Raw genomic sequence first — 24,988 nt, 5'->3', positions numbered from 1 at the left:
TCAGACCACCGGCTCCCGGATCAGGTGGACCATGGCGGCGCCGGAGTCGGGCACCCGCGCCTGCTTCCAGACCTCGATCGGGAAGGACACGTTCACCAGCGACTGCATCAGGTGCAGCAGCGCACGGGCGTCGTCGGGCAGGTCGTCGAGCGGGAACTTGTCGCAGTAGGTGATCGCGGCTTCCAAGCGGGGGAACGCGATGTCGTAGAACTCCTGCATCACCGGCATGCTCGAGGCGAGACGCTTGGCGTAGCGCTCCGGCTCGGTGGGCAGCACCCAGTCGGCGAACCGCTCCAGATCAGCGAATTCAGTGGGCAGCACTGGCATCTCGGTACTCCTTGACCTTGTCCTTGGCGACCTTGTGCAGGTGGCGCAGCAAGATCTCCTGATCGTTGAGGGGGAATTCGGACACGATGCGAGTGGCCAGCATCGTCTGGGTGGCTTCGAGGGTGTTCGCGTCCTGCAACGCGTACTCCTTGAAGGTGACCGCGGCCAGCTCCTGGCCCAGGCGTTCGCGCGCGGTCTTCGGGGGCACGAAGTACAGGTTCGCCTCGAAGATGTGCTTGTCCACCGCGGTCGGCCAGTAGTGGTAGGTGAGGTACCAGCCGGGCTCCCAGAACAGCAGCGACATGTTCGGGAAGATCTCGAACTCGTCGACGCCCCAGGCCCGGTGGCGGGCGGGGTTGATCCCCTCGGGCAGCGGATCGAGGCCCTCGATGTCGGGCTTGTCCCACGGTCCGAACAGACCGCTGCGCAGCACGCGCTCGATCGGCTTGACCATGTTCAGGTCCTTGGGCGGGGCCATGCCGCCCCACGAGGAGATCATCGAATGGGGACTCTGCAACTCGTAGTGCAGTGCCTCGTAGCCGACTCCGGCCAGCTTGTCGGCCTCGTCCTTGACCGCCTGCTTCATGTGCAGGATCGGTGCGTGATAGAACTCGGCGAACGCGTCGATGAACAGCTTCCAGTTGCTGCCGATTTCGGCCCGGTAGCTGTAGACCTCGGTGAACTCGTGGAACGGATACCCTTCGACGCTGCCGACGAGCGTGCCGAGGTAGTCGGTGAGCGGTGCGGCGTCCTCGTCGAGGTTGACGAAGATGAACCCCTCCCACACCTCGCAACGCACCGACTTGAGGCCGTAGAGCTGCTTGTCGAGGTCGAAGAACTCCTTCTCCTGCTGAACGAAGTTCACCTCGCCTTCGAGGCTGTAGCGCCAGGCGTGGTATTTGCAGGTGAACTGGCGGCACGTGCCCGAGGTTTCCTCGTTCGGGAAGTCGTCCCAGACCAGCTTGTTGCCGCGGTGGCGGCAGATGTTGTGGAACGCCCGCACGACCTCGTCGGTGCCCTTGGCGATGATGAGCGAGGTGCCGACCGAGGGCAGTTCCCTGGTGAAGTAGCTGCCGACGCGCGGAAGTCGTTCGACCCGACCGATATTGAGCCAGGTCTTCTTGAAGATGGCGTTGCGCTCGTCCTCGTAGAAGTCCGGGTCGATGGAGTCGGTGTAGTCGACCGGCTCGGTGCCGAGCTCGGGATAATGCTCCGTCCAGCTACCCGCGGTCGGTTTGGTGAAGTGGGACAAGGGGTTACCTTTCCGTTTGTTCGACTTCGACGCCGAAGGTGTTGAAAGCCATGGCCAACATGCCGTAGCCGCCGACTGTGAAGACCAGATCCATGCACTGCCGCTCGTCGAGGTGCGCGCCGAGGGCGGCCCAGGTCGAATCGGACAGGTTCGATGTCGTATCGAGTTCGTCGGTCGCGTCGAAGACCACGCGGTCGAACTCGGTGGTGGGGGTAGCGCCCTGCGCCGCCGCGATATCGGCGGCCGTCACGCCGGACTCGCCGGCCATCTCCACGTGATGGGCCCACTCGTAGGCGCAGCCGCGTCGATGGGCGACGCGCAGGATCGCCAGTTCGCGCACCCTCGCCGGCAGCGTCGACCGGAACAGCAGGTGCACACCGAGACTCAGGTAGGCCTTGGTCAGGTCGGGGTGGCGGACCAGTGTGGCGAGTGCGTTTCCGGCGCCTGCCGGGTTCTGCCGGTCCCGGGGGAGCAGACCGGACAGGGCGCGCTGAACCTGCTCGTCCCATTGGTCCGCCGGCAGCGGGGGTAGGCGCATACTTCCTCCTCTCGATTCGGAGAATCACATTCTCACATTTGAACTGTAAGATTTCCACGGGTTGGCCGGATAGTCAACGAATCATTGATTCTCGCTGAGGGAGAAGCTAGTTTTCATAGGGAGAGAGCGATGTAACCTCAGGAAGGGAGATCCACCATGACCGCAGTGCCACTGCGTCCCGGTGATCAACTCGCGAGCACCGTCTGCGGTACGAGGGTTGTCGTGATCCGGGTACCGGCCAACCGGACGCCCGCAATCGCTTGCGGCGCGAGTCCGATGGTCCCCGCGGCCAGCGCCCGGGCTGTCGTAGCCGACGGCACGCCGGTCACGTTGATCGGCAAGCGGTATGTGGACGCCGAAGAGAACGTCGAGGTGCTGTGCATCGCGGCGGGTGCGGGCGCGTTGAGCTGCGACGGCGAGCCGATGACGGTCAAGGCGGCCAAAGCGCTGCCTGCCTCGGACTGATGGGGGAATCGCCTATGTCTGGCGGGATGAGTTTCGCGCTGAGCGAGGATCAGCAGTTGATCCGCGACTCGGTCGCCGAGCTGATGAAGAAGTTCGACGACAAATACTGGATGGAACGCGATCAGGCGCACGAGTTCCCGACGGCGTTCTACGACACGATCGCGGCGGGCGGGTGGCTCGGCATCACGATTCCGCCGGAGTACGGCGGGCACGGTCTAGGGATCACCGAAGCGTCGCTGTTGCTCGAAGAGGTCTCCCGCTCCGGCGGCGGGATGAACGCCGCCAGCGCGATTCATCTGTCGATCTTCGGCATGCATCCGGTGGTGGTGCACGGATCCGAGGAGCTCAAGCGGCGGACCCTACCGCGCATTGTCAGCGGTGATCTGCACGTGTGTTTCGGGGTCACCGAACCGGGCGCGGGCCTCGACACCACCCGGATCAGTACCTTCGCGCGGCGCGAGGGTGATCACTACGTGGTCAACGGGCGCAAGGTGTGGATCTCCAAGGCCATGGAGTCGGAGAAGATCCTGCTGCTCACCCGCACCACCCGCTACGACGACGTCACGAAGAAGACCGACGGGATGACGCTGTTCCTCACCGATCTCGACCGCACCAAAGTCGAGATCCGGCCGATCGCCAAGATGGGTCGCAACGCCGTCACCTCGAACGAACTGTTCATCGACGATCTGCAGATTCCGGTCGAGGATCGGGTCGGCGACGAGGGAATGGGGTTCAAGTACCTGTTGGACGGACTGAACCCCGAACGGATGCTGATCGCCGCCGAAGCGCTCGGCATCGGCCGGGTCGCCCTCGACAGGGCCGTGCGCTACGCCGGTGACCGCGAAGTCTTCGGCAGGCCGATCGGGATGAACCAGGCCATCCAATTCCCCCTCGCCGACTCGCTGACCCATCTCGACGCCGCCGAGTTGGTCCTGCGCAAGGCCACCTGGCTCTACGACAACGGCCAGCCGTGCGGTCGCGAGGCGAACACGGCCAAATATCTGTGCGCGGAAGCGGGTTTCACCGCCGCCGATCGCGCGCTGCAAACCCACGGCGGGATGGGTTACGCCGAGGAGTACAACGTCGCCCGCTACTTCCGCGAGGCGCGCGTGATGAAGATCGCGCCGATCAGTCAGGAAATGATCCTGAACTACCTGGGATCGCACACGCTGGGAATGCCGAGGAGCTACTGAATGACTGACAAGACAACACTTTTCGATCTGACGGGTCGATCGGCACTGGTCACGGGTGCGGCAGGCGGCATCGGCGCCGCGGTCGCGCGGGCCTTGGCTACCGCGGGCGCCGCGGTGCTGGTCACCGATGTCGACGGCGCCGCCGCGGCCGTGGTCGCGGAGAAGATCGTGGCCGAGGGTGGCGTCGCCCGCAGCGCGGCCCTCGACGTGCGCGACAGAGCGTCCGCGGATGTCGCCGTCGCGGCGGCGGCCGAGCTGGCCGGGGGCGTCCTGCACATTCTGGTGAACAACGCCGGCGTGACCGATCCCGCCATGTTCGCCCAGACCACCGAGGAATCGGTGCTGCGACTGCTCGACATCCACCTGCTCGGTACGTTCCGCTGCACCCAGGCCGCGCTGGCGAAACTGGCGACCGACGGGACCGGCCGGATCATCAACGTCACCTCCTCGGCAGGCATCGTCGGCACGCTCGGCCAGGTGAACTACTCCGCGGCCAAGGCGGGGATCATCGGCGTCACGAAATCCCTGGCGCGCGAGCTCGCCCGCAAACAGATCCTGGTGAACGCGCTCGCCCCGCTGGCAGCCACCCCGATGACCAGCACCCTGCGCACCGACGAGAAGTTCTCCGCGCAGATGTTGAACCGAATCCCGTTGCGGCGCTGGGCGGAACCGGACGAGGTGGCGGGCGCGTTCGTATTCCTCGCCTCGGATGCGGCTTCCTTCGTCACCGGGCAGGTGCTGCCGGTCGACGGCGGCATGGTGATGTGATGGCCGCACACGCGGCGACGGACCCGGCGCCGTTGGCCGGTGTCACCGTGGTGGCGCTGGAACAGGCGGTGTCCGCGCCGATGTGCACCCGCACCCTGGCTGATCTCGGGGCGCGGGTGCTGAAGATCGAGAACCCGGACGGCGGCGATTTCGCACGCCATTACGACGATGTGGTCGACGGTCTCGCGGCGCACTTCGTCTGGGTCAATCGGGGCAAGGAATCGGTAGCGCTGAACCTGAAATCGTCGGCCGGAATGGAAGTGCTGCACCTGCTGCTCGACCACGCCGACGTGCTCGTTTCCAACCTGGCCCCCGGCGCGACCGCTCGGCTCGGCATCACACCCACCGACCTGGCGCAACAGCATCCCGACCTGATCGCGGTCGAGATCGACGGCTTCGGCGCCGGTGGTCCGCTGTCGGGCAAACGCGCGTACGACCTGCTGGCACAAGCGGAATCAGGGGTCTGCGCCGTCACCGGACTACCGGGCGCGCCCGCCAAGCCCGGTCCACCGGTCGCCGATGTCTGCGCCGGTCTGTACGCGACGATCTCGATTCTGGCCATGCTGTCGGCGCGAGATCAACGCGGTCGCAGGGGCGCGGCGGTCAGTGTCAGCCTGTTCGACACGATGGCCGAGGTGATGGGCTACCAGCTCACCTACACCCGGCACTCGGGCATCGATCAGCAGCCGCTCGGCATGAGTTCGCCCGCGGTGGCGCCCTACGGCGCGTACCCGACCGGTGACGGGCAGACCGTGGTGCTCGGCACCACCAATGACGGGGAATGGCAACGATTCGCGCGCGAACTGCTGGGGCGACCAGATCTCGCCGTCGATCCGAGGTTCCGGACCAATCCCGACCGGGTTCGCCACCGCGAGGAGCTCGACGCCGAGATCGGCACCTGGTGCGCCCGCCACGACCTGGCCTTCCTCCAGCAGGCCGCCGACACCGCGGGCATCGGCAACGCCCGCTACAACACCCCGAGCGAAGTGCTGGTCCATCCCCAGTTGACCGACCGTGATCGCTGGCGCCGGATCGACACCCCGGTCGGCCCGATCCCGGCGCTGCTACCGCCGCCGATCATCACCGGGTTCGACCCGCCCATGGGTGCGGTGCCCGCGCTCGGCGAACACACGAACGCCGTGCTCGCCGAGTTCGGTCTCACCGATGACGAGATCGGACTGCTGCGCCTGCACGGTCTCATTACGTCGGCCGTGCCCTGATGACGGTGGGGGACAAGGACAGTGACGGGCTCGACGAGCAGGTACTGCTATCCGAAGATCGGAACGGGGTGCGCACGCTGACCCTGCATCGCCCGCGTCGCAAGAACGCGATCAACCGGGAACTGTGGGTGGCCCTGCGCGTGGCGCTGGATGCGGCGGGCCGTGATCGCGACGTCCGCGCGCTCGTGCTCACCGGTGCGGGCGGGGCGTTCTGTTCGGGTGCGGATATCTCCGCGCCCGACCCCAGTCATCCGATCCACAAGTTGCGCGCGCTCACCGAGGTCGCGCTGTTGCTGCACGAGTTGCCGATTCCCACCATCGCCAAGGTGCGCGGGGTGGCGGTCGGCGCGGGCTGGAATCTGGCACTGGGCTGCGATCTGGTGGTCGCGGAACCGGATTCGCGGTTCTCGCAGATCTTCACCCGCCGTGGGCTGTCGCTCGATCTCGGCGGGTCCTGGCTGCTGCCCAAACTCGTCGGGCTCCAGCAGGCCAAGCGGCTGGCGCTGCTGGCCGAGATGATCGACGCCGCGCAGGCGCACGCGCTGAACCTGGTGACCTGGGTCGTCGCGGAGCCGGAGCTCGATGCCTTCGTCGTCGAGCTCGCCGAACGGCTGGCCGCCGGACCGCCGGTCGCGCTGGCCCAGACCAAGGCGCTGCTGAACGAGGGCGCCGACCGCACCCTGCGCGACGCATTGGCCAATGAGGCTCGCGCACAGGGGGTCAACTTCGCGACCGCTGACGCACCGGAGGCGTTCGCGGCATTCGCCGCCGCCAGGGAGCCGCAGTTCACCGGCCGCTGGGCGCTCGCCCGGCAGGCCGAACCAACGATGACTAGTTCGAATGGAGAGCGCGATGCGTGAGGTAGTAGTGGTCGAAGCGGTGCGCACGCCGTGGGGCAAGCGCAACGGTGGCCTGTCGGGGATCCATCCGGCGGACCTGTCCGCGGTCGTGCTCAACGCACTGATCGAGCGCACCGGGATCGACCCGTCCGTCATCGATGACGTGATCTGGGGCTGTGTTTCCCAGGTCGGTGACCAGTCGAGCAATATCGGACGGTACGCGGTGCTGGCCGCCGGATGGCCGGAGAGCATTCCCGGCACGACGGTGAACCGGGCCTGCGGCTCGAGCCAACAGGCAGTGGATTTCGCTGTGCAGGCGGTGATGTCGGGTCAACAGGACGTCGTCGTGGCGGGCGGGGTGGAGGTGATGAGCCGGGTACCGCTGGGTTCGGCGAAAGCCGGCGGGTCCCCGTATGGCCCGAAAGCCCTTGCGCGCTACCCGGACTTCTCGTTCAACCAGGGCATCTCCGCGGAGCTGATCGCTCAGAAGTGGGGACTGACGCGGCATCGGCTCGATGAGTTCGCCTCACTCTCGCACGAGCTGGCCGCCGCCGCCCAGGATCGAGGCGCGTTCGACGCACAGCTCGTGCCCGTCGATACCGAGGGCGCCACGGTGACCGCCGACGAAGGCGTGCGCCGCGGGACGAGCCCCGAGACCCTCGCCCGGTTGAAACCGGCCTTTCAGGACGACGGAGTCATCCACGCGGGCAACTCCTCCCAGATCTCCGACGGTGCCGCCGCCGTGCTGGTGACGACACCGGAGCGCGCCCGCGAGCTGGGGGTGACACCGCTGGTGCGTTACCGCGCGGGCGCGGTCACCGGTGCCGACCCGGTGCTCATGCTGACCGGTCCGATCCCGGCGACCGAGAAGGTCTTGCGTAAAGCCGGTCTGGATCTGTCCGAGATCGGCGTCTTCGAGGTGAACGAGGCGTTCGCGTCGGTCCCGCTGGCCTGGCTCGCCGAAACCGGCGCCGACCCACAACTGGTCAATCCGCTCGGCGGTGCGATCGCGCTGGGTCATCCGCTCGGAGGTTCGGGAGCGGGCCTGCTCGCCCGGATGGTTCATCACATGCGCGACAACGGAATTCGCTACGGCCTGCAGACGATGTGCGAGGGCGGCGGCACCGCCAACGCCACCATCGTCGAACTGGCAGCCTGACCACAAGGAGATATCGGTGCGCCGAGACATCTACACCGAGGACCACGAAGCTTTCCGCGGGCTGGCGAGGGAATTCATCGAGAAGGAGATCGCACCCCACTACGCCGAGTGGGAAAAGGCCGGGCAGATGCCGCGAGAGATCTTCGAAAAGCTCGGTGCGCTCGGTATTCTCGGCGTCGCGATCCCGTCGGAGTACGGGGGAGCGGGGCTGCGGGACTATCGCTACAACGCCGTCCTGCAGGAGGAAGCGGCCCGCGCGTTGGTGACCCTGAGCACGGTGCGCACCCAACTCGACGTCATCCTGCCCTACTTCCTGGAATACGCCGACGAGCAGCAACGCGAACGCTGGTTTCCCGGCCTCGCGAACGGTGCGTTGCTCACCGCCATCGCGATGACCGAACCGGGCACCGGCTCCGATCTGGCCGGAATGCGCACCTCTGCCGTTCGCGACGGCGACGACTATCTGCTCAGTGGCGCGAAGACTTTCATCACCGGCGGCCTGCTCGCCGACTTGGTGATCGTGGTGGCACGGACCTCGACCGACCCGGACAACCGGCGCGCGGGTCTGACACTGCTGGTGGTCGAGGACGGCATGCCCGGATTCGAGCGCGGGCGGGTTTTGGACAAGATGGGCTGCAAGGTGCAGGACACCGTCGAGTTGTCGTTCGACCAGGTTCGAATCCCCGCGGCGAATCGACTCGGGGCCGAGGGCGCGGCTTTCGGCTACCTCGGCAACAATCTGTCGCAGGAACGGATGACGGTCGCCGTCGGCTCGGTCGCCCAGGCGCGGGCCGCGATCACCGCGACGATCGACTATGTCAAAGAGCGCAAGGCCTTCGGGAAACCGGTCTCGTCCTTTCAGAACACCAAGTTCGAACTCGCCGCGATGTCGGCGGAACTCGAGGCCGCGCAGACCATGGTGGATCGTGCCGTTCTCGATCTGGTGGCGGGCGAACTGTCCGGCCCCGACGCCGCCCGCGTCAAATTGTTCACCACCGAAATGCAAGGCCGGGTGGTCGACCGCTGCCTGCAACTGTTCGGTGGCTACGGCTATATGACCGAGTACCCGATCACACGGCTCTACACCGATGCGCGGGTGGCCCGCATCTACGCCGGAACCAGCGAGGTCATGAAGGTGATCATCGCCAAATCCCTCGGTCTGTAAGGGATGAGCGGAACTGCCCCACGACCACCGTTGCCGTGGGGCAGATCCCGCTGACCTTGAATGTCACCGGCGCGCGATCACACATTCCTCGATGAAGGACATGACCTTGAGGTGATACGCGGTCGCCGAGTGCCCCATGCTCAGGTTGTGGCCGCTGTCGGCTTGCTCGTTGAGCACTACGCGCGGCGCGGACGTGAACAGGGCGGCGACCTCACCCAGCGCGATCGGGTCGGTGCGCCATACCCTCTCGTAGGCGCCCACGGTGAACTGGACCGGAACGCTGACGTTCGCGGCGAGGCGCGCGAAATCGTGCGTCGCCCACCGCGGCATCACGGTGGCCTCATAGGCGGGGCCGGGTGACGCGATCGCCGCACCGCCGAAGATCTCGGTGGGATACAGATGGCTGGGCTGCCAGAGCAGTTCGCGCAGGCGGTCGCCTCGACCGGGTCCCCCTGCCGTCAGGCTACTGATGGCATCGGGATGGTGTTCTCGGCCGGTTCCCGCCAGTTCGATACCGAGCAACGTCGCGCCGCGCTCGTCGGCGGCCATGCGTACAGCCAACTCGCACCCGGCCGAATGCGCGAGGACGAACAGCCCCGCGCCGCGGGGCCGCGTCCCGAGTATCCGCTCCACGACGGCATAGGCGAGGTCGACGCGTCGGGTGGCCGGCGCGATTTCCCTCGCGTGCGGTGCCGAACTGCCGTAGCCGGGGCGGTCGATCGCGAGCACGGTGAACCCGAGCGCGGGTGCGGTCCGCAGCAGCGACAGTCGGGGATGGCCGGGGCAGTCGAAGTAGGCGGAGGTGGTCACGCCCCCGTGCACCGCGATGATGACCGCACGAGGATCGGCGGCCTCGGCCAGCAGCGCCGACATCGGGACACCGTCGATATCGACGGTGTGGGAGCTGATCGGGACGTCGTGCGGTAGCCGCACCAGATCGGACCCGGTACTGGTCATAGCTTCGGGTCACTTTCGCAGAGGGTGGGCACGACGGTGAGATGGCCGGCCTCCGCCGAGACCAGTACGGCGCAGGCGGCGATCGTCATGTCGGGCAGTACCGCCTTGGCGTAATGGAAGAAGCTCGCGCGCAGGCGCTGTGCGACGGTGGCGTTGCCGTTGGTCGGCGATGGCGATGGGGGATGCATCTCGATCAAGGAGACTCTCCATTCAATATGGGAGAACCTTACTCTCGCAACGAATTTTCCCGCAAGAGGGGTCATCTACATGCGGTTAGGCTTGCCGGAAGAGGGCATTTCCGCTTCCTTGAAGCTGCTGTAGTGTCGGGCTTCGGCACCGCATTGTGGTCGAATCGGCCGTGCGATTAGAATACATTCTCTAATATGAGAATGAGATTACCATCTAGGTCGGGAGAGCACGATGCCGTTGATCGCTTCGGTCGGTACCTATCTGCCGTGCTGGGGTACCGCCGAAAAGCGCGTACCCGGTGACGACGAGGACGCGATCACGCTCGCGGTCGAGGCGGGTCGGGCCGCGATCGCCGCCGGGTCCGGGGTGGAACACGTCGTGCTGGTCAGCCGGGATCTCCCGCTGCTGGAAGGCGGCAATGCCGCGGTGCTGCTGGCGGGACTCGGCTTGGATTCCGAACTCGAGGTGACCGAGCGCCTCGGCGGCGCACCCGCCACCCTGGACGCCCTCGGTTCGGCGCGGCCGCGGACTCTGGTGATCGGCGTCGACCTCGATCCAGCTGGTGCGGCCGCCGCGGTCACGGGCGAACGGGGGTTACAGGTGCGGACCGTGGCGCGCGTCGCACGGAGCCTGCCGGTCCGGGCTCGCTATGCCACCGGCGTAGTGCACGACTACGGCGACCCCCGACTGTTGCGTGAACGTGGACTACTCGGGTCACTGGCCGCGTCCTGGCTCGACACCCCCGTCGCGGTGGCAGGCGTCGATCACGAACAGGCCGCCGATCTGTGTGTCGGTACCCCGCCGCCGCTGCCGACGTTGGGCGCGAGTTCTGGATTGTTCGCCTTGGCGGCGATGGTGGATGCGGGCCAGGCGGGCCCGCTGGTCGGCGTGGAGCAGGGGAGTCTGTCCGCTGTCACGGTCGCGGCGGGCCTGGTGCCGGTGCATCGACAGGAACCGGAGCCGCGCGGCAAACCCCTGGCCACGTTCGTGCCCGGTGCCGACATCCCGATCTCCCTGGCCGCCTACGAGCGCGCCTTCGAGGCGAAAGTGCGCTGGGCCGCCGGTCGGCACGCCGACACCGACGAACTGGATTTCCCGCCCCGATATCGGGTCGACGACGACGGTGCGCTGCGCACCGACTACACCCTGGTGCCGTTGCCCCGGACCGCCGTCGTTTACACGTCGGTGACGGTGCATGTGCCGGTGCCGGGGCTGAAGACGCCGTATTCGCTGGTCATCGTCGAACTGGACGAGGTCGGTGTGCGCGCGCTGGTGAAGGTGACCAGCGCCGAACCGGGTTCGGTGGCCATCGGCGACCGCGGCCGCATGGTGCTGCGGCGGGTGGCTGTGCGGTCCGGAGTGCCGGACTACGGCTACGCCTTCGAACCGGAAACCCTCGAACGACAGGAGTCGGCAGCATGAGAAGAGTTGCCATCGTCGGCGCCGGAATGACGCCCTTCGCCGAGCATTTCGCGCTCGGTATCAAAGATCTGGTGCCGATGGCCTTCGCCGACTGCGCGCGCAGCATCGACAAGGGCTTGCGCAAGTCCGATATCCAGGCCGCCTGGTTCGGCGAGCTCGGGACCGCCGACGGGTTCGCCTCCGGCATTCTCGCCGACACCCTCGGCCTGCCCGACATTCCGGTGACCCGCGTCGAAAACGCCTGTGCCACTGGGCACGACGCGGTCCGCAACGCCCTGCTCGGCATCGCCTCCGGCGCCATCGACGTCGCCCTGGTGGTCGGCGCGGACAAGCTGCGCGAGTCGGCGTCCAAGGACATGCTGTGGGAATGGGAGGCGATGACCCGCGACATGGCCTGGGACTACCCGCTCGGGCTGGTCGCCCCTGCCGGGTTCGCACTGCACGTGGCCAGGTACCTGCACGAATCGCCTGCCACCCGCGAACACATGGCCATGGTCGCGGTGAAGAATCACAAGCACGGTGTTCGAAATCTCAAGGCGCGGTTGCGCTTCGAGATCAGTATCGAGGAAGCCCTCGCGGCCCCGACGGTGGTCACCCCGTTCGGACTCTACGATTGCGCGCCGCAGAGCGACGGAGCGGCAGCTCTCGTGCTGGCCGCCGAAGACGTGGTGGATCGCTACACCGACCGCCCGGTGTGGATTCGCGGGGTGGGCCTCGGCATGGATTCGGTGATGCACCAGCACAAGCGGGACATGACGACTTTCCCCGCCACGGTCCGCGCGGCCAAGCAGGCTTTCGGGATGGCTGGGTTGACGCCGTCGGACATCGATGTCGCCGAGGTGCACGACTTCTTCACCGGCATCGAGCTGATGAGCTACGAGGATCTCGGGTTCGCCGACCGGTTCGAGGCCCACAAGCTCGTCGAAGCGGGAGTCACCAGCGTCGGCGGCGCACTACCGGTGAATCCCAGCGGCGGCTTGAAGTCGAAGGGGCACCCGCCGGGCGCCACCGGCGTCGCTCAGTGCGTCGAGCTGTTCGAGCAGTTGCGCGGCGACGCGGTGAACCAGGTCGATGGGGCGCGAATCGGCTTGGCGCACTCCATCGGTGGTCCCACCGCGGTGGCGGCTGTGACGATCCTGGCCGGGCCGGACGCTCGAGGCGCCTCTCAGCCGTAGATGATTCGTCCGTCGACGACGGTGGCCGCGATCGGTGGGTTGGGCAGGATCGCGGTCACGTCCTCGGGTGCCACCGCCAACAGCGTCAGATCGGCGACTTCGCCGGGTGCGATGGTGCGCGGCGCGGCCGGCCGTTCGGGTCGGCCGATGAACAGGCTCACCGCCGATCGAAGTGAAAGGCGCTCGGCCACATCGCGACCCGAATCCCGGTCGACGGCGGCGTGGACGAGCCGCCACGGGTCCGCGCCGCCGAACGGGGCGTCGGTGCCCGCGGCCACACCCACCCTCGCCTCCAGCAGGGACCCGAGCCGCCACAGATCCGGACGGTCCTCGACGGGCACCTCCCGTCGGTACTGGTCGCCTCGTTCGACCAGGAAATGTGGCTGGGTCACTACCGGTACCCGGTTCGTACGCAACCACGCCATCGCCTCGACCGGGATGATCGCACCGTGCTCGATGCGATCGCCGAGACGTACGCCCGCGGCGTCGAGGGCGGTCATCGTCAGAATCAGTTGGACCCTGGTCACACAGTGCACGGCCACCGATCGGTCCGCGGCGTGGATCTCGCGGATGCGAGCGATGAACTGATCGAGGGTCGGCAGGGCCGTGTCGTCGAGCAGAATCTTGGTCGGCCCCAGGGAGAACCGCAGGATCCCCGGGGCGGTGATGGCGGGCGGTGCCATGCAATGAACTCGTTGCTGAATGCGGCCACTGGCCACATCACGGGCGAAATCGTCGATATCGGTTTGCCGCAGGCCGGGGGTAGCGTCGGTGACGCCGGTGATCCCCAGTGCCGCAGCGCGCGCGCTGACCGTGGTGAGATCGACGGGCCGGGTGGCGATCTGGGCACCGAGCCAGGCATCCATCCGCCAGAGTCGGCCGTTGACCCGGCCGTCTAGGTCGCGTTCCACCCCTGGCTGTGTGCAGCGCTCCAGCTCTACCGCCGCGCAGGCAGGCGAATTGAGCGTCCAGAGGGCACCGGAGCGGTGTTGTATACGGACCGGCCGCCCCGGGATCAAGCGATCGAGTGCCCACCGGTCCAACTCCCCAGCTGCCGACTCGTGGTAGCCGACGCCGCGGATCCACACTCCCTTCGGCAATGTCGCGTCCGCCTGCCGCAGCCGAGCCGCCAGATCGTCGACGGTGCGGATCGCCAGGGGGTCGAGCTGGAGTGAATCGGCGGACGCGGCCAGGGAACGCAGGTGCACATGGTGGTCGTGCAGGCCGGGCAGCAGCCACCCGCCGTCCGCGTCGATGTCGTCCTCGCCGGGAAGCGGTCGTAGCCCGGTTCCACATTGGGTGATCGACCTACCGTGCCACCGAACATCGGTGTGTTCGGTCCCGAATATCCGAGCTCGTCGGATGAGCATCAGGCATCACCCGGCCACAGTGGCGCGGGTGCGGCGACGGTGCTGCGTCGTTGTGTCGGTGCGCATTCCACGATCCACTCGTCGCCGTGTCCGCGGACCGAATGAGGTCCGTGCGTGATCGGCGGCGCGGCCGCGAAAGCCGCCGCCGTGGCTTGCATGGACAGGTCGATCAGCACGCCACCACCGCTGTGGCGTGCGCAGGCCACCGCCAGCGCAGCGCAGACACCCGAGAGCGGATCGGCGATCGCGTCAGCGCAGAAGACCGGCTCGCCCTCGTGGCGCCCGACCAGGCCGCCCGCTACCGCGGCGTCGTCACCGAAGGCCACCCGCATCGGTTCGGATCGGCCGTAGCCGGTGAGGCTCAACCAGATCTGCCCGTCGCGGTGCGGGCGGTCCTCGGGTGCGAGGCCGAGTTGAGCCAACGCCCGTGGGCGGGACGCCTCGAGCACGATGTCGGCTGAATCGAGCAGTTCTCCCAAGGCTTTTCGGCCCGCCTCGGAGCGGAAGTCGATGGTGCGGAATTCATGTCCGGCGTGCAGCCAGTCGAAGAACCGGGGATCACCGACGCGGGCGCCGTCGGGCCGGTGCGCACCCTCCACCTTGATCACCCGCGCTCCGGCCAGACCGAGTATTCGCGCGCACAGCGGACCCGCCCACATCGATGACAGATCGACGACGACGAGACCACGCAGCGATCGCGCGGCGACCGGTTCGGCGATGCGAGAAACGCGCCATGGCAGCACTTTTCGCGGCATGGTGAGCACAGATGCCGGAACGCCGAGCAGTTGCGCTCGTTGCACCAGGTCGGCCGCCGACGACCGTGCTGCTGCCGCCTCGAGCGCGGTCCACGGATCTCCGTCCACGATCCCACCGAGAATCGCGGGGACGGCGTCGATGTCGTCGGGGCGGCTCAGCGTCAGGGCACACCAGCCGTCGGTGGTACGAAGCAGCCTGCTCGTGCCGTTCGTCGACCTGCGCCCCGCTCGCCGCAGTCCCGCTCGCCGAGCCCTGCCGGTCAACGCGACCGCCGGGTCGAGGTCGACGCGGTCGCCGAGGTCGTCGGTGATCCACGACAGCGCGCGCAGCGCTGCGCGCAGCAGGCTGTAGGCGGGTGCGGGGGACAGGACCGGTGCGGCATCGTGGCCGGTCAGCGCCATCGCACCGGAACCCGCCCAGGCCAGTATCGGGCAGTCCACGGCGGCGGGAAAGTCGTCGGGGACGGTGTGGGTGGTCAGGGTGCGGATCCACTCGTCCACCACCGCGTGTGGTGTTCGGTTGTCCGCCTGGGGATCTGATCGCACGTCAGCGCTCCGCATCGGCCACCTGATCGATCAGGCCCCAGTTCAGTGCCGTAGAGGCATCGAGTCGCTGTTCGGTCAGCATCAGCCATGCGGCGCGCCAGCGCCCGATCCGCCGCGGCACGCTGACGGTGCCGCCCGCGCCGGGTATCAAGCCCATCCGCACCTCGGGGAAACAGAAGGACGTTTCCGGGGTCGCGGTGACCGTTTTCGCGAAGGCGGCGATTTCGGCACCCGCACCGATGCACGGGCCGTTGGCGCGGACGACGAGACGGTCGGCGATCCGATCGAGCGCCCGCCACGGTGCGTGATCGAGTCGCACCAGATAGGCGGCGACTATGTCTGTCGCCGAGCCGAATTCGGCCAGATCACCACCGCTGCAGAACACGGGGCCCTCGCCACTGAGTTCGACCGTCGCGATGCTCGGGTCCGCGACTGCCACCTGCGCGGCGGCGAGAAGTTCCTCCCGAAGCCGCGTGCCCAGCGCATTGCGACGCTGCGGGTGATCCAGCACGATCGACAAGTGGTCCGCGCTGCGCCGCAGTCGAACCAGAGGGCGATCGGTAGCGGGTGCGGGCTCGGCGGGTCCGCGCTCGACGAGCCATCGAGCGAATTCGGGGCCGGCGAGCAGCATCGAGTAGGCCGCGGCCTCGGCGGCCAGCGCGGGCGTGGTGTCGCGTTCGATTCTCGCGCGAAGCAGATGGCCGCAGACGAGCGCGGCCCGCGGCGATCGAGCGACAGCGGCACGCAATGACGCAAGGGCGGCATCGATGTTCGCCACGCAGACCACCTCCGAACGGAGGGCCGAGGTCGGACGGTCGGTCAAGGTCAGCGTGGTGGCGGCCAGGACGGGCCCGATGGTCACGGAAGGTGGTCGCCGCAGAACCCCGACGACGAGCGACGTCGACTCCCGGATTCGAGCGGCCGTCGCCAGCACCGACTCGGGGGACGCGGCGCCGAGGTCGTCGAGCTCGAGCACGACGAGCGGCCTGGTAGGCGCTCCTGAATCCGAGAGCGCGAGCCCGTCGTCCAGCAGCGGATCGATCATCGACTGGGCTGCCGGTCGGCGAGGGTGCGTCGGACGTGGAACTTCTGCACCTTGCCGCTCGCGGTCCGTGGGAAGTCCTCGACCTGGTGCAACTCCTCGGGCCACTTCTGTTTGGCGACACCGGCCCGGTCGAAATGTGCCCGCATCTCGTCGATGGTCGGCAGCAGGTGGCCTGTGCGCAGCCGCACTACGGCGGCGGCGTGTTCGCCGAGGCGGGCGTCGGGCGCGGCGACGACGACCGCCTCCGCGATCCCGGGCATGGTCAGCAAGATCTCCTCGACCTCGAGGGCGCTGATGTTCTCGCCGCCGCGAATGATGATGTCGGCCTTGCGATCGGTGATGGTGAGGTATCCGTCCGCGTCGAGTTCGCCGATATCGCCGGTGTGGTACCAGCCGTCGGCGTCGAAGGCCGCGGCGGTCAGGGCGTCGTCGGTGTAGCCGAGGCACAATTCCGGTCCGCGACTGAGGATTTCGCCGTCCTCGGCCAATCGGATCTCCACGCCGGGTAGGACGTTGCCGTCGGTGAACAGGCGTTTGTCCGATGCGGCGGTGACCCGTGACCCGGTGATCGAGGGGTGTTCGGTGCTGCCGTAGGAGCGGAAGACCGTGATGCCGAGATCGTCGAGCCGGCGCGTGACCGCCGCGGGCACCGATGACCCACCCAGGCCCGCGTACTTCATCCGGGGCAGATGCGCGTCGGAGAAATCGGGATGATCGAGCAGGCTGGTGACGAAGTACGTCGCGCCGCCGCCGACGGTGAGTCCGTCGCTGCGCATCAGCGCCAGGACGAGCTTCGGATCCCATACATCGGTCAGATTCACCGGTGACCCGTCCAGCACCGGAATCAGGAAGGCGTTGACCATGCCGATGAAGTGCCCGACGGGGGCCGCGGTGAGTTGTTTACCGCGTTCGGGCGGGTACCAGGCGGCCAGCTGCCGGGTTTCGTGACCGAGGGTCTCGTGGCTGTGCACCACGCCTTTGGGTGCGCTGGTGGTCCCCGAGGTGAAGGCGATCAGCGCGGGGCCCGCCGGATCGGTCGCCAGGAACCCGGGCATCGGGTCATCGGCGAGCAGCTCGTCGAAGTCGCGTCCCACGACGCCGACGATCGGGATGTCGGCGCAGAGATCGGCCTGGTACTCCAGGCGCCCGAACCTGTCGGCCGTGATGAACACCCGTGGCGCGGTCGCCTCGAGAATGTAGGTGAGTTCCTTGCGGCCGTAGAAGTGCACGATGGGCACCACCACAGCGCCGAGGAAGGCCGAGGCCCAGAAGGTCGCCGCGGCCTCCATCCAGTTGGGCAGTTGGAACGCCACGACGTCGCCGGGACCGACTCCGCGAGCACGCAGGCCGGCGGCGAGACGCCGAGCCCGATGCTCGACCTCGCCGAAGGTGCCCGACCAGGGACGCTCGGCCGAGTGCACCCGGAACTCGGTGTCCGGTGCGGCGGCCAGACCGCGCGTGAGCAACTCGCCGATCGGTTCGCCGGTCCACCACCCCTGTGTTCGGTAATGCTCGATCAAGTCGGCGGGAATGCTGCGCACGTGAGACTCCAATGCCCGATCCGAGGTCCTGCGGCGATGATGTTATTCTCTGAAATCAAGAATGACAATCTCGCGATGGGAGAATCTCAGATGGTCGACCTCGAGTTGGATGAGGGTGTCGCGGTCGTCACGATCGATCGACCACAGGCCCGCAACGCCATCGCGCCGAGCACCATGGACGAGCTCGACGACGCGCTCGACAAGGCGAAAGGCGCGCGCGCCCTGGTCATTCGAGGGGCCGGTGACCGCGCGTTCGTCTCCGGCGGCGACCTGAAAGAACTGAGCGCGCTGCGCACCGAGGAACAAGCCGCCGCGATGGCGTGGCGGATGCGGTCGATCTGCGACCGGCTGGCGAATTTCCCCGCCCCGGTGATCGCCGCGCTGAACGGGCATGCGCTCGGCGGCGGTGCCGAAGTCGCTGTCGCCGCGGACATCCGGATCGCGGCCGACGACATCAAGATCGGATTCAACCAGTCCGCCCTGGCGATCATGCCCGCCTGGGGTGGGGCCGAGCGGCTCGCCGCCCTGGTCGGCAAGAGTCGGGCATTGCTGCTCGCGGGTGCAGGGACCATTCTCGAGGTGGCCGAGGCCGAGCGACTCGGGCTGGTGGACCGGGTACTGCCACGGGCCGATTTCGAGGCGGGCTGGCGTGCGGCGGCCCGTTCGCTGGCGACCGCGCAGGCCGGCGAGATCAAGCGAGTCGTCGCCGGGGTGTCGGCGCAGGAGGCCGTCGACGCCTTCGCGCGGTTGTGGGTGGCCGATGAGCACTGGGTCGCCGCCGACGCGGTGCTCACCCGCCGCACCACTTAGCCCGCGATCACCCGTCGGCGGGCAGAAACGGAACAAGCGCCGCCTCGGCGGGCACCGCGAACGAGTTCAGGGCCATCGCGAGCATCGTGTACGTGCCGACGACGAACACCAGATCCATCAGCTGGTGTTCGTCGAACTCGGTCGCCAGGGCGTTCCAGGTGTCGTCGCGCACCACGCCGTCGGCGAGCAGTTCGTCGACGGCGGTGAGCAACCGCCGATCGGTCGCCGACCACCCCGGTGCGGCCGGGCCCTCCGGGATCCGGGTGATCTCCTCGGGTCCCAGACCCGCGCCCGCGGCCAGGATCACGTGCTGTGCCCACTCGTAGCCGCAACGCCGGACCGCCGCCACCCGGAGCACGAGCAGCTCCCGCTGCCGGGCCGTGAGAGTGGAGCCGGACAGGAAATGGCCGGTGAAGGTCAAGAACGGTTTCGCCAGCGCCGGGTACCTGGCCAAGGTGCCCAGGAGATTGGCGCCGGTCTGGCGGCCGCCGGACGGCTCGGCCCCGGTGGCGGCGGCGCTGCGGAATCCGGCCAGGAAGGTAGTCATCTCGGTGGACCATTCCGCCGTCGGAAGAGGCGAGATGCGTGGCTGCGCGGGATCGTCCGTCGCGGTCATGTGTTGCGCCCGCCGTTGACGCCGATGACCTGGCCGGTGAGATAGCCTGCTTCTTCGCTGACCAGGAACGCGCAGGTGGCGGCGACATCGGCGGGAGTGCCGATCCGGCCGACCGGGGTGCGCGCGATCTGGGCGTCGACGTCGATGAACCCGCGCTCCTCCGTTCGGCGCAGCATCGGTGTGTCGATGAATCCCGGCGGGATGGTGTTCACCGTGATCCCCCGCTTGGCGAATTCGAGCGCCAATACCTTGGTGAGGCCGACCACGCCCGACTTCGCCGAGACATAGCCCGCCAAACCGGCTGCGCCACTGTGGATACTCGACGACGAGATGTTGACGATGCGGCCCCAGCCCTGCTCGATCATGTCCGGGATCACCGCCTGACAGCAGTCGAACGTCCCGGTGAGATTGATCGCCAGGGCCCGGCTCCAGGCCGCCGCGGTGATGTCGAGGAACGGGCCGTCGAGGGTCAGTCCGGCGCTGTTCACCAACACCGTCGGGCGGCCGAGGCGGGCGCGTACTTCGGCGAGACCGGCATCGATGGCCGTGCGGTCGGTGACATCGACGGTCAGGCCGATGGCCTTGCCCCCGGCGTTCTCGATCTCCGCCGCTGCCGCCTCGGCCGCGGCACCATCGATGTCGAAGATGGCGACGAGCGCGCCGTCCGCGGCCAGCCGGGTGCTGATCGCACCGCCGATCCCGGAGGCGCCGCCGGTGACAACGGCAGTGCGAGAACTCATTTGATCGCCTCCTCGCCCCGCAGGGTGGTGCGGTGCATCCGGCGAGGTTCGCGCCGGTCGAAGGCGCAGGCCCGGTGGACCAGGCCGCGGTTGTCCCAGATCACCAGGTCGCCGACCGACCAGGCATGGCGCAGCACACGATCCGGGGCCGTGGCTCGCTCCTGGAGTTCGGCCAGCAACGATCGGCCCGCTGCGGTGTCCATGCCGAGAACGTGCGAAGCGGTCGCTCCGAAAACCAGTGAGCGACGCCCTGTTTCGTGCTCCCACACCAGCGGATGTTCGCGGACGGTCCGCGAGGCCCACTCGCTCAGCTGTTCCGCGGTGGGTTCCGGGTAGGTCAGTCGCTGGATGGCCTCGAAGGTATGGACCACCCGCAGTCCGGCGAAATCCCGCTTCTCGGTGTCGGAGAGAGTGTCGTAAGCGGCGTAGGTGCTGGCGAACTCCGTTTCGCCGCCCTCGGTGGCGATCACGTGGGCACTGAGCATCGACGCCTTCGCCGGGATGGCGTCCAGCGCCCCGTCCAGGTGCCAGAAATCGTTGCTGGCGAAGTACTCGGCATTCGGATTGTCCGGGTCGAAACTGATCTGCATGACATCGGGATTCGCGTAGAGCGGGAACTGCACCAGCTCGCCCAGGCGGCGCCCGAACGCCGCCTGCGCCTCGTCGCCGATGTGCAGTTCGCGAAACAGCAGGACGCCGTGCTCTTCGAGCGCCGCCATGCACGCCGCGGGGATATCGGGGTCGGTCAACAGCCGGTTGATGTCGGCGTCGAGCACTTCGACGCCGACCGTGTCGCTCAGCTTCTTCGTGGCAAGGGTTGGCATCGCGCTCCTCATTCTTCCGGCGGTGCGTACCCGAGTACGCCCTTGATCTCGAGGTAGTCGTGGAAGCCGAATTCGCCCCATTCGCGACCGTTGCCGCTCTTCTTGTAGCCGCCGAAGGGGACCTCGAAGTCGAACCCGTCGTTGATCGAGACCGACCCCGCTCTGATCCGGCGGGCCACCGCACGCGCCCGCGCCAGGTCGGTGCCTGCGACGAAGCCGGCCAGCCCGTAGTCGGTGTCGTTGGCGATGTCGACGGCGTGATCGAGATCGTCGTAGCCCAGGATCGTCAGAACCGGCCCGAAGATCTCCTCGCGGGCGATGGTCATGTCGTTGGTGACCTCGGCGAAGACCGTGGGCCGCACGAAGTAGCCGGTGCTCAGGCCCTCCGGCCGCCCCGGCCCGCCTGCCACCAGTGTCGCGCCTTCGCCGATACCCTTCTGTATCAGCGCCTGGATCTTGTCGAACTGCGCGCCCGACACCACGGGGCCGATGGCGAAATCGCCCAGCGGATCACCGACGGTGACCCCCTCGGCCGCGCCACGGGCGACCTCGATCGCCTCGGCCATCCGTGCATGCGGCACCAGCATGCGCGAGGGCGCGCTACAGGTCTGGCCCGAGTTGAGCATCATGCTCACCACGCCCTTGCCGACGTTCTCGGCGAAGGCGTCGTCGTCGAGAATGATGTTGGGGCTCTTGCCGCCGAGCTCCTGGGTGACCCGTTTGACCCCGGCCGCCGCGTTGCGCGCGATGTCGATGCCCGCCCTGACCGACCCGGTGAAGGAGACCATGTCGACGTCGGGATGACTCGTCAGCGGCACGCCGACGGCGAGGCCGTCGCCCTGCACCAGATTGAACACCCCGGCGGGAACGCCTGCGGCATCGAGGATCTCGGCAAAGATCTGCCCCGTGAACGGTGCCAGTTCCGAGGGCTTGAGCACCATCGTGCAGCCGGTGGCCAGCGCCGGGAACACCTTCACCGCGATCAGGTTCAGCGGCCAATTCCAGGGGGTGATCAGCGCGCACACCCCGATCGGCTCCTTGACGATCAGTGAGGCGCCGCGCTGTTCGTCGAAGCGGAACCGTTCGAGGATCTCGATCGCGGTGCTCAGCTGGCCCGCCCCCAGATCCACCTGGAATCCGTTGGCCAGGGCGGCCGGTGCCCCCAATTCCTCGATCAGCGCCGCCCCGAGGTCGGGGGCGCGCTTCTGATATTCGGCGAGGACGGCGCGCAACAGCGCGATCCGTTGCGCGGGATCGGTGCTCGACCAGCCGGGGAAGGCGGCGCGCGCGGCGGCGACCGCACGGTCCACATCTGCCGCCGTGCCGACGGCCACGGTGCCGCACACCTGTTCGGTGGCCGGGTTCACCACATCCATGGTGCGCGGCTCGGCGGGGTCGATCCACTGTCCGTCGATATAGAACGTCAGATATTCACGCATGATTTCCTCACTGAGTTCCTTCCGCATACCAGGTGCGGAATTCGTCATAACTCGGCATTTCTTCCGAATTCGCCTTGGGGTCGACCGCGACATGGATGACGCCAGGTCGTCCGCTGGCGTAGGCGCGTTTGATGGCGGGGGCGATGTCCTCGTCGCGTTCGACGTATTCGCCGTAGCAACCGAAACCCTCGGCGACCTTGTCCAAGCGGGTGTTCGTGCTCCAGTGGACGCCGGTCTCGAGCGAGCCCTGGCCATAGGTGCGCTTGTAGACGCCGACCTCGAGTCCCCACGCGTAGTCGACCGCGACCACGCAGACCAGCGGAAGGTTCAGCCGCGCCGCGGTTTCCAGTTCGGCGATGTGGAACTGGAACGAGGAATCGCCGGTGATCAGCATCAGCGGCCGCTTGCCGCCGTCGGCCACACCGGCGCCGACGGCGTACGGCAGGCCGGTGCCCAGATGCCCGAAGTTCTGATTCCACATCACGTCATGGGGTTTGGCCTGGGAGTAGGTCCAGCCGAAGATGGTGGTCGCGCCGCCGTCGCGCACCATGATGCCGTCGGCCGGGAACGACTTCGTCGCCTCCACGATCAGCCGAGCCGGGTGCACCGGCGACATCCCCGACGGCGCGGTCTCGGCCAGTTCGGCGAGCTGGGCCGCGTCCTGTTCGATCCAGCCCGCGAGCTCGGGTGTGGGGGTGCGCGGGGTCTCGCGCAGCGCCTCGACCAGCTGCGGGACGATCGCGCGCAGGTCGCCGACCAGCGGCACGTCCACCGACCGGTTCACCCCGATGGCCTCGGGGTCCTGCTCGACGAGGATCCACTTGCGGTGTGCCTCGTTGGCGACCCAGTGCCTGCCGCGACCGTAGTGCACCGGCTCGCCCAATTCGGTGCCGATGGCCAGGCACAGATCGGATTTCACCACCGCGTCGATCGCCGCCGCCGAGAAACCGTACGGGAAGGTGCGGTCCTCGAGCCCGGGGATGAAGGAGGTGCCGCCCGAGGTCTGGATGACCGGGCAAGCCATGGCCTCGGCGAGCGCGCGGACCGACGCGCCCGCGCGCGTGGTGTGCACGCCATGCCCCACGAGCAGCACGGGCTGGCTCGCCGCCCTGATGTACTCGACCGCCTCGGCGATCCGGTCCGGACCCGCTGTCTGCCCGACCAGGCGATAGGCCGAGGGCGCCAGCGCGGGAGCGACGTCGAGTTCTTCCTGGATCACGTGCGAGGGGTACTCGATGTACACCGGGCCCGGGGTGCCCGAGAGCGCCTTGCGCAGACCCTCGCGGATGACCTCGTCGGTCTGGTCGGCGTATTCGATACTGGCGCAGTACTTCACCGACGGTTCGAACAGCGCGGCCTGCTTGACGAACTGGATACGGCCGCGCCGCACCCGCTGCTCGGTGATCCGCGCGCGCTGCCCGCCGAGGAAGATGACCGGCGAGTTCTCGACCTTGGCGCACATCATCGCGCCGGCCAGATTGGCGACGCCGGGGCCGAGCGTGCCGATGCACACCGCGGCTTTTCCGGTCATCCGGGAGACGGCCTCGGCCATGAAACCGGCGGACTCCTCGTGGTGCGGGGCCACCACCTGCCAACCGCGCTCTTCGGCGAGATGGAACATGTGCACGAAGTTCGGATCGGGAATGCCGAAGAGGGTGTTGATGCCTTCGGCCTCGAAGAGTTGCAGAATGCGTTCGTAGACTTTAACCGACATGCGTGCTGCCCTCCATGGCTGTCGCGAAGCTCTTGGTGATGTGGTCGAGATGGCCGGAGGGAACCACCGGCAGGATCCACGGATTCTCGGTCGCGCGGATCGCGTCGATCCGCGCGCCCACCTCCTCGATCGACCAGGACGGTTGATACACCCCGGGGGTCTCGGCGATGAACGCTCGCGCCACCCGTCCGGCGATCGACACCAGCATTTCGCCGGTGATCGAACAGGATTCGTGCGCGAGCCACCCCACCACCGGCGCCGCCAGCTCCGGGTCCATGGGCGGGTAGGCCGAGGTGTCGATGCCCTCGGCAAGGCGGGTGAGCGCGGCGGGAACGATCACGTTGCAGCGGACGCCGTGCTCGGCGCCCTCGAGCGCGACCACGTTCGACAGTCCGATCAGACCTGCCTTGGCCGCGCCGTAGTTGGCGACCCGGTGGTTGCCGTACAGCCCGCCGATCGACGAGGTGAGGACCACCCGGCCGTATCCGGCGGCGCACATCAGCCCGAAGGCGGGCCGCACCACATGGAACGCGCCGCGCAGGTGGACATCGAGCACGGCGTCGAAGTCCTCGTAGGTCATCTCCGAGAGTGGCGCGTACCGGTTGTTGCCCGCGTTGTGGACGATGATGTCGATCCGGCCGAAGGCGTCGAGCGCGGTCCGCACGATCGCCTGACCGCCCTGCGCGGTCGCCACCGAATCGGTGCAGGCCACCGCCGCACCGCCGGCGTCGGTGATCTCGCGGACCACTGCCTCGGCGACCCCGACGTCGCCGCTGTCGCCGCTGATGGTGCTGCCGGGGTCGTTGACGACGACCCGGGCCCCCTTCGCGGCGAGCAGCAACGCGTAGGCGCGGCCCAATCCTCTTCCGGCGCCGGTGATCACGGCGACTCTGCCCTCGAAACCCAACTCAGACATGGT

Annotated in this window: 25 protein-coding genes; 10 read left to right on the top strand and 15 right to left on the bottom strand. The window is 67.8% G+C overall.

What is annotated here, in order from left to right; all coding sequences use genetic code 11:
• Genes ASD42_RS00930 through ASD42_RS00920 form a run of 3 tightly spaced genes read right to left on the bottom strand, consistent with a single transcriptional unit; the run spans position 1 to position 2,117 of the window.
• Positions 1 to 327, bottom strand: a complete 327-nt coding sequence (locus ASD42_RS00930) for a hypothetical protein (RefSeq protein ID WP_056809208.1) — start codon at positions 325 to 327, stop codon at positions 1 to 3.
• Positions 308 to 1,579, bottom strand: a complete 1,272-nt coding sequence (locus ASD42_RS00925; protein ID WP_056809206.1) for an aromatic ring-hydroxylating oxygenase subunit alpha — start codon at positions 1,577 to 1,579, stop codon at positions 308 to 310. Before ASD42_RS00925 ends, ASD42_RS00930 begins: the two co-directional genes overlap by 20 nt.
• A 4-nt stretch (positions 1,580 to 1,583) precedes the next feature.
• Positions 1,584 to 2,117, bottom strand: a complete 534-nt coding sequence (locus ASD42_RS00920) for a carboxymuconolactone decarboxylase family protein (protein ID WP_056809204.1) — start codon at positions 2,115 to 2,117, stop codon at positions 1,584 to 1,586.
• Positions 2,118 to 2,273: 156 nt separating this feature from the next.
• Here ASD42_RS00920 and ASD42_RS00915 point away from each other — a divergent pair, with 156 nt between their 5' ends.
• From ASD42_RS00915 to ASD42_RS00885, 7 genes are read left to right on the top strand one after another with little or no spacing between them, the layout of a single operon-like run.
• Positions 2,274 to 2,582: a hypothetical protein gene (locus tag ASD42_RS00915; protein ID WP_056809202.1), complete on the top strand. Its 309-nt coding sequence runs from the start codon at positions 2,274 to 2,276 to the stop codon at positions 2,580 to 2,582.
• A gap of 14 nt (positions 2,583 to 2,596) precedes the next feature.
• Positions 2,597 to 3,775, top strand: coding sequence for an acyl-CoA dehydrogenase family protein (locus ASD42_RS00910; protein WP_165610377.1), 1,179 nt, complete (start codon positions 2,597 to 2,599; stop codon positions 3,773 to 3,775).
• Complete coding sequence (locus tag ASD42_RS00905; RefSeq protein ID WP_056809198.1) at positions 3,776 to 4,543, top strand: SDR family NAD(P)-dependent oxidoreductase; 768 nt, start codon at positions 3,776 to 3,778, stop codon at positions 4,541 to 4,543.
• The gene (locus ASD42_RS00900) at positions 4,543 to 5,763 is read left to right on the top strand and encodes a CaiB/BaiF CoA transferase family protein (protein WP_056809196.1); all 1,221 of its coding nucleotides are present in this window, start codon (positions 4,543 to 4,545) and stop codon (positions 5,761 to 5,763) included. Before ASD42_RS00905 ends, ASD42_RS00900 begins: the two co-directional genes overlap by 1 nt.
• A complete protein-coding gene (locus tag ASD42_RS00895; RefSeq protein ID WP_056809195.1) occupies positions 5,763 to 6,623 on the top strand; it encodes an enoyl-CoA hydratase/isomerase family protein in 861 nt (286 codons plus the stop codon). Before ASD42_RS00900 ends, ASD42_RS00895 begins: the two co-directional genes overlap by 1 nt.
• Positions 6,616 to 7,761, top strand: coding sequence for a thiolase family protein (locus ASD42_RS00890; protein ID WP_056809193.1), 1,146 nt, complete (start codon positions 6,616 to 6,618; stop codon positions 7,759 to 7,761). Before ASD42_RS00895 ends, ASD42_RS00890 begins: the two co-directional genes overlap by 8 nt.
• Before the next feature lie 16 nt (positions 7,762 to 7,777).
• Positions 7,778 to 8,926: an acyl-CoA dehydrogenase family protein gene (locus ASD42_RS00885; protein WP_056809190.1), complete on the top strand. Its 1,149-nt coding sequence runs from the start codon at positions 7,778 to 7,780 to the stop codon at positions 8,924 to 8,926.
• Between the two features lie 63 nt (positions 8,927 to 8,989).
• Here the strand turns inward: ASD42_RS00885 and ASD42_RS00880 are convergent, their stop codons facing one another.
• Positions 8,990 to 9,883, bottom strand: a complete 894-nt coding sequence (locus ASD42_RS00880) for an alpha/beta fold hydrolase (protein ID WP_056809188.1) — start codon at positions 9,881 to 9,883, stop codon at positions 8,990 to 8,992.
• Positions 9,880 to 10,080: a hypothetical protein gene (locus ASD42_RS00875; RefSeq protein ID WP_056809187.1), complete on the bottom strand. Its 201-nt coding sequence runs from the start codon at positions 10,078 to 10,080 to the stop codon at positions 9,880 to 9,882. Before ASD42_RS00875 ends, ASD42_RS00880 begins: the two co-directional genes overlap by 4 nt.
• 223 nt (positions 10,081 to 10,303) lie before the next feature.
• On the opposite strand from ASD42_RS00875, the gene ASD42_RS00870 reads away from it, so the two are divergent.
• Both ASD42_RS00870 and ASD42_RS00865 read left to right on the top strand, forming a co-directional pair.
• Positions 10,304 to 11,494, top strand: a complete 1,191-nt coding sequence (locus tag ASD42_RS00870) for a Zn-ribbon domain-containing OB-fold protein (protein WP_056809185.1) — start codon at positions 10,304 to 10,306, stop codon at positions 11,492 to 11,494.
• On the top strand, positions 11,491 to 12,669 hold the full coding sequence (locus ASD42_RS00865) for a thiolase C-terminal domain-containing protein (RefSeq protein ID WP_056809183.1): 1,179 nt from the start codon (positions 11,491 to 11,493) through the stop codon (positions 12,667 to 12,669). The genes ASD42_RS00870 and ASD42_RS00865 overlap by 4 nt, the downstream gene beginning before the upstream one ends.
• Here ASD42_RS00865 and ASD42_RS00860 read toward each other — a convergent pair.
• Genes ASD42_RS00860 through ASD42_RS00845 form a run of 4 tightly spaced genes read right to left on the bottom strand, consistent with a single transcriptional unit; the run spans position 12,660 to position 17,926 of the window.
• Positions 12,660 to 14,039 (bottom strand): amidohydrolase family protein, encoded by a 1,380-nt coding sequence (locus ASD42_RS00860; protein WP_056809181.1) that lies wholly within the window; start codon positions 14,037 to 14,039, stop codon positions 12,660 to 12,662. The two genes, ASD42_RS00865 and ASD42_RS00860, sit on opposite strands and share 10 nt — an antisense overlap.
• A complete protein-coding gene (locus tag ASD42_RS00855; protein WP_056809179.1) occupies positions 14,039 to 15,340 on the bottom strand; it encodes a CoA transferase in 1,302 nt (433 codons plus the stop codon). The genes ASD42_RS00860 and ASD42_RS00855 overlap by 1 nt, the downstream gene beginning before the upstream one ends.
• Before the next feature lies 1 nt (position 15,341).
• Positions 15,342 to 16,385, bottom strand: coding sequence for an enoyl-CoA hydratase/isomerase family protein (locus ASD42_RS00850; protein WP_056809176.1), 1,044 nt, complete (start codon positions 16,383 to 16,385; stop codon positions 15,342 to 15,344).
• Positions 16,382 to 17,926, bottom strand: coding sequence for an AMP-binding protein (locus ASD42_RS00845; RefSeq protein ID WP_056809174.1), 1,545 nt, complete (start codon positions 17,924 to 17,926; stop codon positions 16,382 to 16,384). Before ASD42_RS00845 ends, ASD42_RS00850 begins: the two co-directional genes overlap by 4 nt.
• Before the next feature lie 90 nt (positions 17,927 to 18,016).
• Here ASD42_RS00845 and ASD42_RS00840 point away from each other — a divergent pair, with 90 nt between their 5' ends.
• Positions 18,017 to 18,736 (top strand): enoyl-CoA hydratase/isomerase family protein, encoded by a 720-nt coding sequence (locus tag ASD42_RS00840; RefSeq protein ID WP_082843938.1) that lies wholly within the window; start codon positions 18,017 to 18,019, stop codon positions 18,734 to 18,736.
• Positions 18,737 to 18,743: 7 nt separating this feature from the next.
• Here the strand turns inward: ASD42_RS00840 and ASD42_RS00835 are convergent, their stop codons facing one another.
• The 6 genes from ASD42_RS00835 to ASD42_RS00810 are packed head-to-tail and all read right to left on the bottom strand — an operon-like array spanning position 18,744 to position 24,985.
• Positions 18,744 to 19,352, bottom strand: a complete 609-nt coding sequence (locus tag ASD42_RS00835) for a carboxymuconolactone decarboxylase family protein (protein WP_056809172.1) — start codon at positions 19,350 to 19,352, stop codon at positions 18,744 to 18,746.
• A complete protein-coding gene (gene fabG / locus ASD42_RS00830; RefSeq protein ID WP_056809170.1) occupies positions 19,349 to 20,092 on the bottom strand; it encodes a 3-oxoacyl-ACP reductase FabG in 744 nt (247 codons plus the stop codon). The genes ASD42_RS00835 and fabG overlap by 4 nt, the downstream gene beginning before the upstream one ends.
• Positions 20,089 to 20,916, bottom strand: coding sequence for a TauD/TfdA dioxygenase family protein (locus ASD42_RS00825; protein WP_056809168.1), 828 nt, complete (start codon positions 20,914 to 20,916; stop codon positions 20,089 to 20,091). Before ASD42_RS00825 ends, fabG begins: the two co-directional genes overlap by 4 nt.
• A gap of 8 nt (positions 20,917 to 20,924) precedes the next feature.
• A complete protein-coding gene (locus ASD42_RS00820; protein WP_056815078.1) occupies positions 20,925 to 22,355 on the bottom strand; it encodes an aldehyde dehydrogenase family protein in 1,431 nt (476 codons plus the stop codon).
• A 7-nt stretch (positions 22,356 to 22,362) separates the two neighbouring features.
• A complete protein-coding gene (locus ASD42_RS00815) occupies positions 22,363 to 24,069 on the bottom strand; it encodes a thiamine pyrophosphate-binding protein (protein ID WP_056809166.1) in 1,707 nt (568 codons plus the stop codon).
• The gene (locus ASD42_RS00810; protein ID WP_056809163.1) at positions 24,059 to 24,985 is read right to left on the bottom strand and encodes an SDR family NAD(P)-dependent oxidoreductase; all 927 of its coding nucleotides are present in this window, start codon (positions 24,983 to 24,985) and stop codon (positions 24,059 to 24,061) included. Before ASD42_RS00810 ends, ASD42_RS00815 begins: the two co-directional genes overlap by 11 nt.
• Positions 24,986 to 24,988 lie beyond the last annotated feature (3 nt).

The sequence above is a fragment of the Nocardia sp. Root136 genome, from assembly GCF_001427185.1.
Classification (GTDB): domain Bacteria; phylum Actinomycetota; class Actinomycetes; order Mycobacteriales; family Mycobacteriaceae; genus Nocardia; species Nocardia salmonicida.
Note: the sequence above shows the minus strand (reverse complement) of the source record. Positions and strands in the feature narration are given on the sequence as shown.